Raw genomic sequence first — 16,429 nt, 5'->3', positions numbered from 1 at the left:
TGCTGGGGAAAGGCCGGTTAGTCGAGTTTGGCGGCAGGCGGTTCTTGCGCCGGCTTGCCGTCGACGATCGGCACGATGGTTTTCGCTTCCGGCTCGATCGGCACCATCTTGTATTCCTGGCCGTGCAGGTTCTTGAGGTAGACCTCCATCTGCCGGAACGAGATGTTGATGTGCTGCTTCTTGAACTCGCGGTTGATGAAGCGGTTGACCTCGTCGAGCACCGGGTTGCGGTCGCCGAGGTCGCGCACGTGCATGCGCAACTCGTGGTCGAGGGTGCTTTCACCGAAATTCAGGAAGTACACATGCGGCTCCGGATCTTTCAGGACGCGCGGGTTATCCCGTGCAGCCTTGAGCAGCAATTCTTTCACCAGGTCCAGGTCCGAGCCGTAGTCGACACCGAGCTTGAGGGTCACCCGGGTGATGGTGTCGGTCAGCGACCAGTTGATCAGTTGCCCGGTGATGAACGTCTTGTTCGGGACGATGATGTCCTTGCGGTCGAAGTCGGTGATGGTCGTGGCACGGATACGGATCTTGCTCACCGTACCCGACAGGTTGCCGATGGTGATGGTGTCACCGATCCGCACCGGACGTTCGAACAGAATCATGATGCCGGAAATGAAGTTGGCGAAGATTTCCTGCATGCCGAAACCGAGGCCGACCGACAGCGCCGCCACCAGCCATTGCAACTTGTCCCAGCTCACGCCCAGGGTCGACAGGGTCGAGACGAAACCGACGCCGGCGATCACGTACGAGAGCAACGTGGTGGTCGCGTAGGCGCTGCCCTGGGCCAGGTTGAGCTTGGACAGCACGAAGACTTCCAGCAGGCCGGGCAAGTTGCGCGCCAGGGCGAAGGTGATGCCGATGATGATCAACGCACCGAGCATGTCGCCGATGCTGATCGGCACCATGCTCATGTTGGCGCCGGTACCGCTGGTGTATTCGTAGAGGGTGATGTTGTCCAGGTACGAGAACACGGTGATCAGGTCGGCCCAGACCCAATACAGCGCCGCCATGAAGCCGCCGAGCAGCGCCAGGCGGATCAGGCGCAGGGATTGTTCGTTGACCTTCTCGATGTCCATGGTCGGCTCTTCGATCACCGCTTCGCCGTCGCCGGCCTCTTTGGCGGCCAGGCGCTTGGCCAGGGCGCGCTGGTAGGCCAGACGCCGGGCCGCCACGCTGAGGCCGCGCACGAAGGTGGCTTCGATCACCAGCCAGAACATCAGCAGGTACAGGGTATTGATCAAGCGGTCGCTGAGCTTAAGTGCGGTGTAGTAGTAGCCGAAGCACACCGCCACGAACAGCGCGACAGGCAGGGCGGTGAACAGGATCCCCACCAGTTTGCGGAACAGCGAGGCGTTCTCGTGAGTCGGGCTGCTGATGAGCAGGCGGCTGAGCAGCAAGGTCATCAAGGCGTAGCAGGTGAGCACCACCGGCATGCCGAGCACGTCATCGGCCAGTGCCGCCGGTTGCAGTTCGGCAACGGCCACTACGGTCACCAGTGCCATCACCACGATGCCGAGACGGCGGATCCATCTGCGCAGGAATTCCACCTGGGGCTTTTCCCAGCGGAAATGCAGTTCTGCCACGCCACCCGGTGCGAGGATCCGGTAGGCGGTGTAGAACACCAGCCAGGCCCCGGCCATTTGCAGCAGCGCCGCGCCCATATTGGCGTTCTGCCCACGGGCGTCGATTTGCAGGGCCAGGCCACACAGGGCCAGGCCCAGGGAAACCGGCATCGCCAGCAGGATGTTGATCAGAATCGCCTGCGGGGTGTGCCACTGGCTATCGCGCTTGAAGTGACCGATGTCCTGGTGAACCTTGTTCAGTCGTGCGTACAGACTCTTGCGCCGCCACAGCAGCGCACCGATCAGCAGCGCCAATGGCAGGAACAGCAGTGGGCGTTGGGTCAAACCGTCGGTCAGTTCGCTCAGGCTTGAAAGTACCGGGAGTGAGTCGAGTTGACGCTGGAGGCGATCCGGCACGCTGTGAATCCACTCCAGGTCCAGCGGCTTGTTGCTGGGAATCCAGAACATCTGCTCATCGAGCGTCGCCCGCAGGCTTTGTGCGGTGCTGAGCAGCTGTTTCTGGTTCAGTTGCAGGGTGATGGATTCATTGAGCACTGCGCTCAGTTCGCGATTGAGCCGCTCGAGCAGGTCGGCGCGGGTGGTGGCCAGTTCCATCAGGCTTTTGCGCAACTGCGGCGTGACTTGCTCGGGGGGCTGGGTCGACAGCAGGTTTTCAACGTAGGTGGTCGGATTGCTCAGCAGTTCCCGTTGCTGGCTGACTTCGAACTGATACAGGCGAATGTCAGCGATCTGGTCGGCCAGGTTGCGGTCGAGCCGCAGGCGCGGCAACGCCTGTTTCTGTTTGTAGAGAATCTTCGAGAGCAGCAGGCTGCCTTTGAGTACGTTGATTTGCTCGTCCAGCGCCGAATCGCTCTGGGTCAGGCTGTCCAGTTGTTGCTTGGTCTGCAGGTTCTGCTGGGTGACTTCGTTGAGGCGGTCGGTGCTTTTGAGCAGGTAGTCCGAGAGCTTCAGGTTGGCCGCGCTTTCGGTGGCCAGCAGGCTGCTGCCGCCGGCCTTCTGCGCTTCGATGGATTGCTGGGTGACCGTTTCCTGGGACAATGCCAGACGCTTCTGGTTGATCAGGGTTTGCAGTTCCTGGATTTCCTTGTCCAGGCGGTCGGATCGCTCCGACAGCAGGTCATGCTGGCTGTTGCCGAGATCTTGCAATTGGGTATTGCCGGCCAGTTCCTGGCGGCGCAGCGGGATCAGGGCGTTCAGTGCCGCCAGTTCGGCATTGAGCTGGTCGCGCTGCTCGGCGCTCAGGGTCTTGCCGGCGTCCTTGCCGTTCTTGAGGATATTGTTGATCTGCTGGATGCGCGTCTGACTGGCGGATATCTCCGCCTGGGCGCGCTCGGGGCGGGTCTGGGCAGTGATGGTCAGGCTGTTGGCATCGCCCAGGGCTTTTTGCAGGTCGCTTTGCTGGGTGGAGCGCTCAGTGAGCATTTGCTCCAGCTGCTGGATCGATTCTTTGGCGAAGCGCTGCGCCACCGGCACCACAGGGCTGGCCTTGAGGCGGGTCAGTTCGCGCTGGTTCTCGATCGTCTGCTTGGGTGCAGAACTCAACGTTTGCTTGAGCTCGATCAGCTTCTGCTCGTAATCGCGCTTGTTGTTGAGCTGGTTCAGCGTGCCTTGCAGGACGGATTGCAAGGCCTTCTGATCGGCTTCCGGCAGTTTGCGGTCGGCAATCTTGTCCAGGCTCGCTTGCACGGCTTCGCTGGAGGGCGGTTCGGCCGCTTGTACCGCTTGTGAAAAACCAAGGGGGCCGACAGAGAGACTCAAGCCCAGAAGGGCAATGGCGAAAAAGGAGCGCAGGTTAGGCATAAAGACCGGTCAAGCAAGTGAGAGTGGAAGCAGTTTAGAGGAAGAGTCCGGGACCCGGGCGACTTCCTTCGGGGAATCTGACGCCCACTTTGCCGATCTTGTTCCCGTCCATGACCGCCACGGTCCAGATGGTGTTGTTCCATTCCACCTGGTCACCCACCACCGGCGCGCCGCCGACTTTCTGGGCAATGAAGCGGCCCAGGGACATGTCCGGATCGATGCCTTCGACCTTCAGCCCATACAGGGCCGCAACCGCGGCCAGCTGGGCGTCTCCTTCGAGTACGAAGTCGCCGAAGAAGCGCAGATCGAGGCCCCGTTGGGGTGCCTGGCTGAAGAGTTTTCCGAGGGCCGGCAGGTTGTGTTCATGGCCGATAACACACAGCAAATCATCGACTTCCAGCACCGTACTACCCGACGGATGGAGCAATTGTTGACCACGAAACAGGGCCGCGATACGGGTGCCTTCGGGCATTTTCAGCTCACGCAGGGGTGAACCGATGCACCATTTTTCCGCACCGAGGCGATAAACGAACAGCTCCCACTCGCTGGTGACATGCACTTCCAGGGCCGAGCGCGAGATGGGTGCAGGCTCCGGAGGTACCGTCACCTTCAGCAGCTTGGCGACCCACGGCAGGCTCGTGCCCTGAACCAGCAGCGACACCAACACGATAAAGAAGGCGAGGTTGAAGTACAGCTGGGCGTTGGGCAGGCCGGCCATCAGCGGGAACACCGCGAGAATGATCGGGACCGCGCCGCGCAAGCCGACCCAGGAAATGAACGCTTTCTCACGACCATGGAATGCCTTGAACGGCAGCAGGCCGACCACCACCGACAGTGGCCGGGCAAACAGAATCATCCACAGCGCCAGGGCCAGAGCCGGCAAGGCGATTGGCAGCAGGTCGTGAGGTGTGACCAACAGCCCCAGCACCAGGAACATGCCGATCTGCGCCAGCCAGGCCATGCCGTCGAGCATGTGCAAAATGCCGTGGCGGCTGCGCACCGGACGGTTGCCGATCACCAGGCCGCACAGGTACACGGCAAGGAAGCCGCTGCCGTGCAGGGCGTTGGTCAGGGCAAACACCACCAGGCCACCGGCGATGACCAGGATCGGATACAGGCCGGTGGCCAGATTGATGCGGTTGACCAGTTGCAGCATGAGCCAGCCACCGCCCAGGCCGATGACGCCACCGATGCCGAACTCGCGCAGCAGGTGGGTCAGCAGACTCCAGTGCAGGCCGGTCTGGCCGCTGGCGAGCATGTCGATCAGGGTGACGGTGAGGAACACCGCCATCGGGTCGTTGCTGCCGGATTCGATTTCAAGGCTGGCGGTTACCCGTTCGTTCAGGCCTTTGCCACCCAACAGCGAGAACACCGCCGCGGCGTCGGTGGAGCCGACGATGGCGCCGATCAGCAGGCCCTGGATCAGGTTCAGGTCGAACAGCCAGGCGGCCGCCATGCCGGTCAGCCCGGTGGTAATCAGCACCCCGACCGTGGCCAATGAGAGCGCCGGCCATAACGCCACGCGGAAACTCGAGACCCGGGTACGCAAGCCGCCATCGAGCAGGATCACCGCCAGTGCGAGGTTGCCGACCAGGTAGGCCGTGGGGTAGTTGTCGAAGATAATGCCGCCGCCATCGACACCGGCCGCCATGCCGACGGCCAGGATGATCACCAGAATCGGGATGCCGAGGCGCGATGAAAGGGAGCTCACCAGAATGCTCGCACCTACCAGCAACGCGCCGATCAAGAACAGGCTGTTGATGGTCGTCGCATTCAAAGGCAGTACTCCAGAAAGCTGAAAGGCGGGCACAAACTGACCATGCAGTCTGCGTGCCAGCGATTCTAACCTGTTGAAATGTGATGCTGTCAAAAAGGTTTTGCAGATCAAAAGATCGCAGCCTGCGGCAGCTCCTGCACAGGCTCGCATTACATGTAGGAGCTGCCGCAGGCTGCGATCTTTTCGGCATCACTCTGTAATAGAGCAAAGGCCTCGGCGACGAAGTGCAGGAACCAGATTGGCCTACCGCAGTCTTTAAAACTCGCGAGGAAGGTTGCCCGTCAGCAAAATCAAGGCTTTGCGCCTGTTTAACCCTGGCATCCACAGTGACTTTTCTTTATCGTACGCGCCCTTTGAAAAAGCCCGGAATATCAAAATGTTGGAAGCATCCCTAAGCCAATTGGAACAACTGGTCAGCGACCTGGTGCAGCAGAACCAGACCCTGCTCGGCACCAACCAGACCCTGACTGCAGAACTGGCCCAGGCCAAGGATGAAAACGAAAGCCTGCAACTGAGCCTGATGGAGCAGGAAGAGAAACAAGGCGCCACGGCGGCTCGCATCCAGGCCCTGGTTGAGCGCGTCAGCGCAGGCCCTGTCAGCGCATGAGTTACAACGCCGCAGGGGTAAAAGTCGTCTCGATCCTGGGGGAGGACTATTCGATCAAGGCACCGGCCGGGGAAGAACAAACCCTGCTGGACGCCGCGATGATGTTGAAGGCAGCCCTGGCCGACACCAAGAGAAAGTACCCGACGCTGATCGGTGACCGACTGCTGGTGCTGGCGGCGATGAATCTGTGCTCCCAGCAGATTGAAATGCAGAAGCAGCACAAGCTCGAACTCGACCGTTACCAAGAGCAAGTCAGCGCCACGGTTGAAGTGATCTCCAAGACGATCAATCAGGCCTGATCGGCTTTGCGCACAACCAAAGAATAGATTGTCGGTTGGTCTGTATACAATCGGCACGGCTGTTGCAGTGTTTCAGCCTCTTATTCTTTGGGGGTGCTCCATGCAGTTCTGGCGACGCAGTATTCAATGGCAGTTGATCCTGAGCATGGGCACCGCCCTGCTGGTCAGCATCCTGATCGTGGTTGGCATTTATACCCTCGTGGTCAACCGTCTCGCCCAGAGCTATCTGGTCGAGCAAGCCTTGCCGTCGAGCATCGAAGCGATGCGCAACGACATCGAGCGGATCCTCGTGCAGCCGCTCACCGCCGCCAAGGACATCGCCAGCAACAGCATGGTGCGCGACTGGTTGGCCGGGGGTGAAGACAGTGCCCGGACCACCACCTTCGCCACCTATCTGGAAGGCATCCGCGCCGAACACAAAGCCTTTACCGCGCTGATTGTCGGCACCGCGTCCAATCACTACATCACCGAAAAGGGTCTGGACCGCACCCTCAGCCGATCCAATCCCAAAGATGCCTGGTTCTACGCGTTCCTCGACAGCAATCAGCCGCGCACCCTCAACATCGACAACGACACGGCCACCGGAGAATTGGCGCTGTTCATCGACCTCAAGGTCGAACAGGCCGGCAAAGTCGTGGGCGTTGCCGGGCTTGGCCTGAGCATGAAAGAGCTGTCGGAGCTGATTCACAACTTCAGTTTCGGGGAGCGCGGCAAGGTCTATCTCGTGCGTTCCGACGGTTTGATCCAGGTCCATCCCGAGGCGCAATTCAGCGGCAAACGCACCTTGACCGAGCAGATCGGCGCTACAGCGGCGCAAACGCTGATGAGTCAAAAAGCCGCCACCAGCAGCGACTTCCAGCGCGACGGCGAAGACTTCCTCGCCTTGAGTTTGCCGCTGCGCGATCTCGGCTGGACCCTGGTGGCAGAAGTGCCGCAATCGCAGATCTACGCCGAAGCCCGCCGCGCGATGTGGATGAGCAGCGGCATCGGCCTGGCGGTGGCGCTGGTGTGCCTGTTGCTGGTGGTGTTGCTGGCCCGAGGGCTGGTGCGGCCGATTCGCCAGGTAACAGCGGCGCTGGTGGCCATCGGTAGCGGTGGTGGAGATTTGACCCACCGGTTAGATTCCAGTCGCGCCGATGAGTTGGGCGATCTGGCTCGTGGCTTCAATCGGTTCCTGGATAGCCAGCGCGACATGATCGGCGAAGTACTGACCACCAGCGAGCGCCTGCGCACCGCTGTCGGCCAGGTGGCGCGGGTGGTGGACAACACCGCCGAACGCTCTGGTCGTCAGCAGGAAATGACCGACATGGTCGCCACCGCTGTTCACGAAATGGGCCTGACCGTGCAGGACATCGCGCAGAACGCCGGCAACGCGGCGTTCGCGTCACAAACCGCCCGTGACGAAGCGATGCAGGCGCGGGAGGTGGTGGGGGGGTCTATCCGCCATATTGAAAGCATGTCCCGGGAAATCGGCGTCGCGGCCACGGCGGTGGCCGAGCTGGCTCATCAAGTGGCATCCATCGATCAGGTGCTGGCGGTGATTCGCGGGATTTCCGAGCAGACCAACCTGCTGGCACTCAACGCTGCTATCGAAGCGGCGCGCGCTGGCGACATGGGGCGTGGATTCGCCGTGGTGGCCGATGAAGTGCGTACTCTGGCGCGGCGTACGCAATCGTCCACCGATGAAATCCAGCAGATGATCGGCAGCCTCAAGCAAGGCGCGGAGAACGCGGTGTCGTCGATGCATTCCGGGCAAGCCGCGACGGGCACGGGGGTCGAGTCGAGCCAGCGTACCGGCACCTCGTTGACGGCGATTACCGGGCAAGTGGAGCGCATCAGCGATATGAACCATCAGGTGGCGACGGCGACGGAAGAGCAATCGGCAGTCACCGAGGAAATCAATCGCAACGTGCAGGGCATTTCCGATCTGGCGCGGGCGACGGCGGGGGAGGTCAGGGCTTGTCGTGAAGATTGCCAGACATTGCAGCGGTTGGCGGATGACCTGGCGCGGCAGATGGGTGGGTTCAAGCTGAGCTGATCAAGATCAAAAGATCGCAGCCTGCGGCAGCTCCTACATGGGAATGCGTTTCCCTGTAGGAGCTGCCGAAGGCTGCGATCTTTTTTGTGGTCAGAACCACTCATCCTGCATGCCCAGACACACATCATCCCGAGCCTCAAGAATCGTCAACTCATGGTGGCACCCTGGCACTTCCCATGTCAGGAAGTAGCGGGCCGCCTGCAGCTTGCCTTTATAGAAGCTCACATCCGCTGCATTGCCCTTGGCCAAGCCTTCCTCGGCACGAATGGCCTGTTCCAGCCAGCGCCAGCCAATCACCGTGTGCCCGAACACTTTCAGGTACAGCGCCGAGTTCGCCAGGCTGCTATTAACCTTGCCTTGCCCCAAATCCGTCAGCAAACCAATGGTCACCGTTTGCAGGCGCGCCACCAGTTTCTCCAGCGGCTCGCGTAGCGGCGTCAGCGACTCGAAGGCCTGGGCACGTTCGGCGGTGTCGGCGATCAGGCGGATCAGTTGCTTGAGCCCCGCGCCACCGTTCTGCGCCAGTTTGCGGCCCAACAGGTCCAGCGACTGAATGCCGTGGGTGCCTTCGTGGATCGGGTTCAGACGGTTGTCGCGATAGTACTGCTCCACCGGGTATTCACGGGTGTAACCGTGGCCGCCGAGGATCTGGATCGCCAGTTCGTTGGCCTTCAGGCAGAACTCCGAGGGCCAGGATTTGACGATCGGCGTCAGCAGGTCCAGCAGTTCATGGGCCTGCTTGCGCTCGGCTTCGGTTTCAAGGGTGGTGGTGTCGTCGAACAGTCGCGCCGCGTACAGGCCGAGGTCGAACGAGCCTTCAACGTAGGCCTTTTGTGTCAGCAGCATGCGTTTGACGTCGGCGTGCTGAATGATCGCCACTGGCGCAGTGTTCGGGTCCTTGCTGTCCGGCACGCGTCCTTGCGGACGTTCGCGGGCGTATTCCAGCGAATACAGGTAGCCGGCGTAGCCGAGCATCACTGCCCCCATGCCGACGCCAATCCGCGCCTCGTTCATCATCTGGAACATGTAGCTCAAACCCTGGTGTGGCTTGCCCACCAGATAGCCGACGCACTCGCCGTTATCGCCGAAGTTCAGCGCGGTGGAGGTGGTGCCGCGCCAGCCCATCTTGTGGAAAAGCCCGGCGAGCAGCACGTCGTTGCGCTGGCCGAGGCTGCCGTCATCGTTGACCAGGTACTTGGGCACGATGAACAGCGAGATGCCCTTCACCCCGGCCGGCGCGTCCGGCAGCTTGGCCAGGACCATGTGCACGATGTTTTCCGACAGCGGATGATCGCCGCCGGAGATGAAGATCTTGTTGCCCTTGAGGCGATAAGTACCGTCGGACGCAGGCTCCGCGCGGGTACGAATATCCGACAGCGACGAACCGGCATGCGGTTCGGTCAGGGCCATGGTGCCGAAGAAGCGGCCATCGATCATCGGTTGCAGGAAGCGGCGCTTCTGCTCCTCGGTACCGAAGCTTTCGATCAGGTTGGCCGCGCCCATGGTCAGGAACGGATAGGAAGTCGTCGCCGCGTTGGCCGACTGGAAGTGCGAAAAGCAGGCCTGGGACAGCAGCGTAGGAAGTTGCATGCCGCCAGCGTCGAAACTGCGTGCGGCGTTGAGGAAGCCGGCTTCGAGGAAAGCATCCACCGCCGGTTTCACTTCCGGAATCAGAATCGCCTGACCGTTCTCGTAGCGCGGCTCGTTCTCGTCGCCCTTGCGGTTGTGCGGGGCGAAGAATTTCTCGGCGATGCTGCGGGCGGTGCCGAGGGCGGCATCGAAGGTTTCGCGGTTGTGCTCGGCGAAACGTTCACGCTGGGTCAGGCCCTCGGCATCGAGGACTTCATACAGCTCGAAAGCCAGATTGCGGGAACTGAGCAGCGTCTCGGACATGGCGGCCTACCTTTTGTTGGGATGGGCCGAGTCTAGTCTTGCGAATAGAAGCTGAACAGGATGATTGATAAGGGTGATGTTGGAGCCGCGCAGAAACTTAGCAAGCGCCACAAACCACTGTGGGAGCGAGCTTGCTCGCGATGGCGGCAGATCAGTCAATATTAAAGGTGACTGATAGACCGCTATCGCGAGCAAGCTCGCTCCCACAGGGATTGTTGCTGAACCGGGCACCTGTTGCAGGTGCCCGGATTGTCGGGTTTAGCCGATGGTCATCAAGCTCGCATTACCACCCGCCGCAGCGGTGTTGACGCTCAACGCACGCTCGATCACCAAACGCTCCAGCGCAATGTTGGTCTCGCCCTGCGACAGGCCCTGAACCCCGACAATCGCACCGGCACGCTTGGCAACCTGCTGGCAAACCGCACGCAACTGGTCGGAATGGCCGTGATGCACAACCGCGTCAAACACCACTTCGTCCTTGTTCCAGTCGGAAACCAGCTTGATACGCGCCTGAATCTCCTTCGGCAGGCGTGCGAACAGCGCCTTGGTCAGTTCACCTTCCGGCCACACCGCCGAACCGCCGACAGCCAGTACCGCCGCCAGTTGCGTCAGCAGGTCGCCTTCGACTTCCGCCAGGCACAGCACGTGTTCCCGTGGCAGGATCGCGTAGCTGTTGCGCTCGCCGGTCGGGCCGGCCAGAACGCGGGTGATGCCGCTTTGCGATTGTGCAGCGAATTGCACGCACAGGGTGCTCAGGTCGGCGAACTTGTGGCTGTCGGCCCAGGCTTTCAAGGCGGTCAGCGGCTTGCTCATGGCTTCGCGCAGACGAACGTCCGGTGCTGCGGCGGCATCGCCACGAGCGAAGGATTGTTCGATCGCATCGGCAGGGCGGGTCGACAGCAGGCGGTACAGGTACAGCGGGCCACCGGCTTTCGGGCCGGTACCCGACAGGCCTTCGCCGCCGAACGGCTGCACGCCGACCACGGCACCGACGATGTTGCGGTTGACGTAGACGTTACCGGCATTGACGTTGTCGATCACCTTGGCGATGGTCTCGTCGATGCGGGTGTGCACGCCCAGGGTCAGGCCGTAGCCGGAAGCGTTGATCTGGCCGATCAGTTGATCGATGTCCTTGCGCTTGTAGCGAACCACGTGCAGCACCGGGCCGAAGATCTCCCGTTGCAGTTCGTCGAAGCTTTCCAGTTCGATCAGGGTCGGCATCACGAAGGTGCCGCGTTTGACTTCTTCAGCATCGGCGATGGCCACCTGGTACACGCTGCGACCTTTGTCGCGCATGGCCTGGATGTGCTTCTCGATGCCAGCCTTGGCTTCGGCGTCGATCACCGGGCCGATGTCCACGGACAGACGCTCAGGGTTGCCGAGACGGCTTTCAGCCATCGCGCCCTTGAGCATTTCGATGACGCGATCGGCGGAGTCTTCCTGCAGGCACAGGACGCGCAGGGCCGAGCAACGCTGACCGGCGCTGTCGAACGCCGACGAAACCACGTCGATCACCACTTGTTCGGTCAGTGCCGAAGAGTCGACGATCATCGCGTTCTGGCCACCGGTTTCGGCGATCAGCGGGATCGGACGGCCCTGGCTGTCCAGGCGGCCGGCGATGTTGCGTTGCAGCAAGCGCGCGACTTCGGTGGAGCCGGTGAACATCACGCCTTTGACGCGATCGTCGCCGACCAGGCCGGCACCGACGGTTTCACCGCGACCCGGCAGCAGTTGCAGCACGCCCTCGGGAATGCCGGCTTCGAGCAGCAGGCGCACGGCTTGAGCGGCGACCAGGGGGGTCTGTTCCGCAGGCTTGGCCAGTACCGGGTTACCGGCGGCCAGCGCTGCAGCCACTTGACCACTGAAGATCGCCAGCGGGAAGTTCCACGGGCTGATGCACACCACTGGACCCAGCGGACGGTGAGCGTCGTTGGTGAAGTCGTTGCGTGCCTGCACCGCGTAGTAACGCAGGAAGTCCACGGCCTCGCGGACTTCAGCGATGGCGTTGGCGAAGGTCTTGCCGGCTTCGCGGGCCAGCAGGCCCATCAGCGGCTGGATCTCGGCTTCCATCAGGTCGGCGGCACGTTCCAGGATCGCGGCGCGTTCGGCGGGCGGGGTGGCCTGCCAGATCGGTGCAGCGTTGAGGGCGCACTGGATCGCATTGTCGACGTCTTCGACGGTCGCTTCCTGTACATGGCCGACCACGTCACGCAGATCGGACGGGTTCAGCACGGGAGCCGGGGCTTCGTTGCTGGACGCGCAGCCGAGTATCGGTGCGGCTTTCCAGTGGTTGTGCGCGGTAGCGAGAAGTGCGCAGGACAGCGACGCCAAACGATGTTCGTTGGCCATGTCGATGCCGCTGGAGTTGGCGCGCTCGGCGCCATACAGGTCACGCGGCAGCGGAATGCGCGGGTGCGGCAGGCCGAAACCACCTTCCACGGTTGCCATCTGCTCAATGCTGGCTACCGGATCGGCTACCAGTTCCTGGATCGAAATCGACTGGTCGGCGATACGGTTGACGAACGAAGTGTTCGCGCCGTTTTCCAGCAGGCGACGCACCAGGTAAGCCAGCAGGGTTTCGTGGGTGCCGACCGGCGCGTACACGCGGCACGGACGGTTCAGCTTGCCTTCGGAGACTTTGCCTACAACCTGTTCGTACAGCGGTTCACCCATGCCGTGCAGGCACTGGAACTCGTACTGGCCCGGGTAATAGTTCTGACCGGCGATGTGGTAGATGGCCGACAGGGTGTGGGCGTTGTGCGTGGCGAACTGCGGGTAGATGACTTCCGGCACCGACAGCAGCTTGCGCGCGCAAGCGATGTAGGACACGTCGGTGTACACCTTGCGGGTATAGACCGGGTAGCCTTCCAGGCCTTCGACCTGGGCGCGCTTGATTTCGCTGTCCCAGTACGCGCCTTTTACCAAGCGGATCATCAGGCGATGACGGCTGCGACGAGCCAGGTCGATCACGTAGTCGATCACGTACGGGCAGCGCTTCTGATAAGCCTGGATCACGAAACCGATGCCGTTCCAGCCGGTCAGTTGCGGCTCGAAGCACAGGCGCTCGAGCAGATCCAGCGACAGCTCGAGACGGTCGGCTTCTTCGGCGTCGATGTTCAGGCCGATGTCGTATTGCTTGGCCAGCAGGGTCAGCGACAGCAGGCGCGGGTACAGCTCATCCATCACGCGCTCGTACTGGGCGCGGCTGTAGCGCGGGTGCAGGGCGGACAGCTTGATGGAAATGCCCGGGCCTTCATAAATCCCGCGACCGTGGGACGCTTTGCCGATCGAGTGGATGGCTTGTTCGTACGAGGCCAGGTACTTCTGGGCGTCGTGCTCGGTGAGTGCGGCTTCACCCAGCATGTCGTAGGAATAGCGGAAGCCCTTGGCTTCGAACTTGCTGGCGTTGGCCAGGGCTTCGGCGATGGTTTCGCCCGTCACGAACTGCTCGCCCATCAGGCGCATGGCCATGTCGACACCCTTGCGGATCATCGGCTCGCCGCTCTTGCCGATGATGCGGCTCAGGGACGAAGTCAGGCCGGCTTCGTTGTGCGTGGATACAAGCTTGCCGGTCAACAGCAAGCCCCAGGTGGCGGCGTTGACGAACAGCGAAGGGCTGTTGCCCAGGTGCGGCTGCCAGTTACCGGTGCTGATCTTGTCGCGGATCAGGGCGTCACGGGTGCCTTTGTCCGGGATGCGCAGCAGCGCTTCGGCCAGACACATCAGTGCCACACCTTCCTGGGACGACAGGGAGAATTCCTGCAGCAGGCCCTGAACGATGCCGGCACGGCCGCCAGCGCTCTTCTGGTTGCGCAGTTTTTCAGCAATCGAGGCGGCGAGTTTGTTGGTGGCTTCGGCCATCGGGGCCGGCAGGCGAGCCTGCTCGATCAGCATCGGCACGACTTCCGGCTCAGGGCGGCGGTAGGCGGCGGTGATCGAGGCGCGCAGAACCGACTGCGGCAGGATGCTTTCGGCGAATTCGAGGAAGCACTGGTGGGCGTGATCCAGAGGCGCGTCGACGCTGTCGTCGGAGTCCTTGGTCAGGCCGCTCAGCTCGGTCAGGGTTGCACCACCCTCGAGTTTTTCCAGGTAATTGAAGATTGCCTGCTTGATCAACCAGTGCGGTGTGCGATCAATCGAGGTCGCGGCGGCCTTGAGGCGTTCGCGGGTCGGGTCGTCAAGTTTGACCCCAAGGGTGGTGGTAGCCATGTTTTTATCCTCATGTTTGCCACGACTGCGTGGCATCAGCTGGCGGCAAGATTAGCCGTGCGACTGTCGAGGTGCAACCGGGTGCAACCCTTTTTTTGCAGGAAAAATCGGCGCCTCGTCGGGAATTAATTTCTGGTACGAGCGTGCTGCTCCTGCTTGGTGCTTTTGCTTCTAGTAAAGCGTCTGAACTGCGCTAAAAGGGAGCAAAAACCGTAGGATTTGTCGCAAATTGAAAAGGGTGCAACTTATTCTCAAGAAACAGGTTGCACCATATTTGCTTTGTTGAATAGCATTCGCGCCCAAGGTGCAACCCGGGCAGAAACCGGGTGCTCCGGCTGATGGCTTTCCTGGGGAAACATCAGTCATAAATGCGCGGGAATCCGGATCGTCTGTCAAACGTATGCGTTTGCGAGCGGTTCACCAGCCGCCGCTACATAAAAACAAAGCCAGGGCGTAACTTAATGAGCGTAAGCAATCCAACCCTGATCACGTTCGTGATCTACATCGCAGCAATGGTGCTGATCGGCTTGATGGCCTATCGCTCCACCAACAATCTTTCCGACTACATCCTGGGCGGTCGCAGCCTGGGCAGCGTCGTGACTGCACTGTCCGCCGGTGCCTCCGACATGAGCGGCTGGTTGTTGATGGGCTTGCCCGGCGCAATCTACATGTCCGGTCTTTCCGAAAGCTGGATCGCCATCGGCCTGATCGTCGGTGCCTACCTGAACTGGCTGTTCGTCGCCGGCCGTCTACGTGTACAGACCGAGCACAACGGTGATGCACTGACCCTGCCGGACTACTTCGCCAGCCGTTTCGAAGACAAGAGCGGCCTGCTGCGGATCATCTCTGCGGTCGTGATCCTGGTGTTCTTCACCATCTACTGCGCTTCCGGCATCGTGGCCGGTGCCCGTCTGTTCGAAAGCACCTTCGGCATGTCCTACGAGACGGCGCTGTGGGCCGGTGCTGCGGCGACGATTGCCTACACCTTTATCGGTGGATTCCTGGCCGTAAGCTGGACCGATACCGTACAAGCCACCCTGATGATCTTCGCGTTGATCCTGACGCCAATCATCGTGCTGCTGGCAACCGGTGGTGTCGACACCACCTTCCTGGCCATCGAAGCGCAAGATCCAAGCAACTTCGACATGCTCAAGGGCACCACTTTCATCGGCATCATCTCGCTGATGGGCTGGGGTCTTGGCTACTTCGGTCAGCCGCACATCCTGGCGCGTTTCATGGCGGCCGATTCGGTTAAATCGATCGCCAACGCTCGCCGCATCTCCATGACCTGGATGATCCTGTGCCTGGGCGGCACCGTGGCTGTGGGCTTCTTCGGTATCGCCTACTTCTCGGCGCATCCGGACGTGGCTGGCGCAGTCACCGAGAACCACGAGCGTGTGTTCATCGAGCTGGCCAAGATCCTGTTCAACCCATGGATCGCGGGTATCCTGCTGTCGGCCATTCTGGCTGCGGTGATGAGCACCCTGAGCTGCCAGTTGCTGGTGTGCTCGAGCGCCCTGACCGAAGACTTCTACAAGACCTTCCTGCGTAAATCCGCTTCGCAGCTGGAGCTGGTCTGGGTCGGTCGTGCCATGGTGTTGTTGGTTGCCCTGGTGGCGATCGCCCTGGCGTCCAACCCGGAAAACCGTGTACTGGGCCTGGTGAGCTACGCCTGGGCCGGTTTCGGTGCCGCATTCGGTCCGGTCGTGCTGATCTCCGTGATCTGGAAAGACATGACCCGCAACGGCGCACTGGCCGGCATCCTGGTCGGCGCGATCACCGTGATCGTCTGGAAGCACTTCGAACTGCTGGGCCTGTACGAAATCATCCCGGGCTTCATCTTCGCCAGCCTGGCGATCTACTTCGTCAGCAAAATGGGCACGCCGACTGCCGGCATGTTCCAGCGTTTTGCGGCGGCAGAGCGTGATTATCGTCTGAACAAGTGATGAGTGATGGGGGGGAGTGCTTCCCATCCCTGATAAAAGAAACGGCTCGCAGCCTTATGGTGCGGGCCGTTTTTTTTGCAAGCCAAGTCCAAAAAACAAGCTTTGGCCCTCCAATATCTGCGGTCCTTTTCAGTATTGGTCGTGAGACATTTCCTGATTTTTTCGGCCATCTTGAGTTTCCTCTCTGTCCACGTACTTTGCGTTAAGCCACTCATCCAGAGTCGGCTTACCCATCGTTAACAGTGGTGCGCCTCCCATGACTGGGGCGTCAGTA

The 16,429-nt window shown here is 61.2% G+C and carries 8 protein-coding genes and 1 pseudogene; 5 read left to right on the top strand and 4 right to left on the bottom strand.

Features of this window, described 5'->3' with window-relative positions; genetic code table 11:
• Positions 1-17: 17 nt before the first annotated feature.
• Positions 18-3,386 (bottom strand): mechanosensitive channel MscK, encoded by a 3,369-nt coding sequence (gene mscK / locus KW838_RS13410; RefSeq protein WP_218501304.1) that lies wholly within the window; start codon positions 3,384-3,386, stop codon positions 18-20.
• Between the two features lie 34 nt (positions 3,387-3,420).
• Positions 3,421-5,163, bottom strand: coding sequence for a potassium/proton antiporter (locus KW838_RS13405; RefSeq protein ID WP_102698610.1), 1,743 nt, complete (start codon positions 5,161-5,163; stop codon positions 3,421-3,423).
• A 376-nt stretch (positions 5,164-5,539) separates the two neighbouring features.
• On the opposite strand from KW838_RS13405, the gene KW838_RS13400 reads away from it, so the two are divergent.
• The 4 genes and pseudogenes from KW838_RS13400 to KW838_RS29900 all read left to right on the top strand — a co-directional run bounded on the left by KW838_RS13400 (position 5,540) and on the right by KW838_RS29900 (position 8,107).
• Positions 5,540-5,770, top strand: a complete 231-nt coding sequence (locus KW838_RS13400; protein WP_007971835.1) for a hypothetical protein — start codon at positions 5,540-5,542, stop codon at positions 5,768-5,770.
• Positions 5,767-6,069, top strand: a complete 303-nt coding sequence (locus tag KW838_RS13395; protein WP_102698611.1) for a cell division protein ZapA — start codon at positions 5,767-5,769, stop codon at positions 6,067-6,069. Before KW838_RS13400 ends, KW838_RS13395 begins: the two co-directional genes overlap by 4 nt.
• 100 nt (positions 6,070-6,169) lie before the next feature.
• A pseudogene (locus tag KW838_RS29905) lies at positions 6,170-7,243 on the top strand (cache domain-containing protein); the annotation flags it as partial.
• 18 nt (positions 7,244-7,261) lie between these two features.
• Positions 7,262-8,107 carry a methyl-accepting chemotaxis protein gene (locus KW838_RS29900; RefSeq protein ID WP_371317840.1) on the top strand — a complete coding sequence of 282 codons (846 nt, stop codon included), beginning with the start codon at positions 7,262-7,264 and terminating at the stop codon, positions 8,105-8,107.
• Positions 8,108-8,197: 90 nt separating this feature from the next.
• Here the strand turns inward: KW838_RS29900 and KW838_RS13385 are convergent, their stop codons facing one another.
• Both KW838_RS13385 and putA read right to left on the bottom strand, forming a co-directional pair.
• Positions 8,198-10,000: an acyl-CoA dehydrogenase gene (locus KW838_RS13385; protein ID WP_218501302.1), complete on the bottom strand. Its 1,803-nt coding sequence runs from the start codon at positions 9,998-10,000 to the stop codon at positions 8,198-8,200.
• 258 nt (positions 10,001-10,258) lie between these two features.
• Positions 10,259-14,209: a trifunctional transcriptional regulator/proline dehydrogenase/L-glutamate gamma-semialdehyde dehydrogenase gene (gene putA, locus KW838_RS13380; protein ID WP_218501301.1), complete on the bottom strand. Its 3,951-nt coding sequence runs from the start codon at positions 14,207-14,209 to the stop codon at positions 10,259-10,261.
• Between the two features lie 461 nt (positions 14,210-14,670).
• On the opposite strand from putA, the gene putP reads away from it, so the two are divergent.
• Positions 14,671-16,155: a sodium/proline symporter PutP gene (gene putP / locus KW838_RS13375; RefSeq protein WP_126048845.1), complete on the top strand. Its 1,485-nt coding sequence runs from the start codon at positions 14,671-14,673 to the stop codon at positions 16,153-16,155.
• Positions 16,156-16,429 lie beyond the last annotated feature (274 nt).

This window comes from Pseudomonas sp. PDM27 (assembly GCF_019219205.1).
Classification (GTDB): Bacteria; Pseudomonadota; Gammaproteobacteria; order Pseudomonadales; family Pseudomonadaceae; genus Aquipseudomonas; species Aquipseudomonas laurylsulfatiphila.
This window is presented reverse-complemented; position numbering and strand designations above follow the sequence as displayed.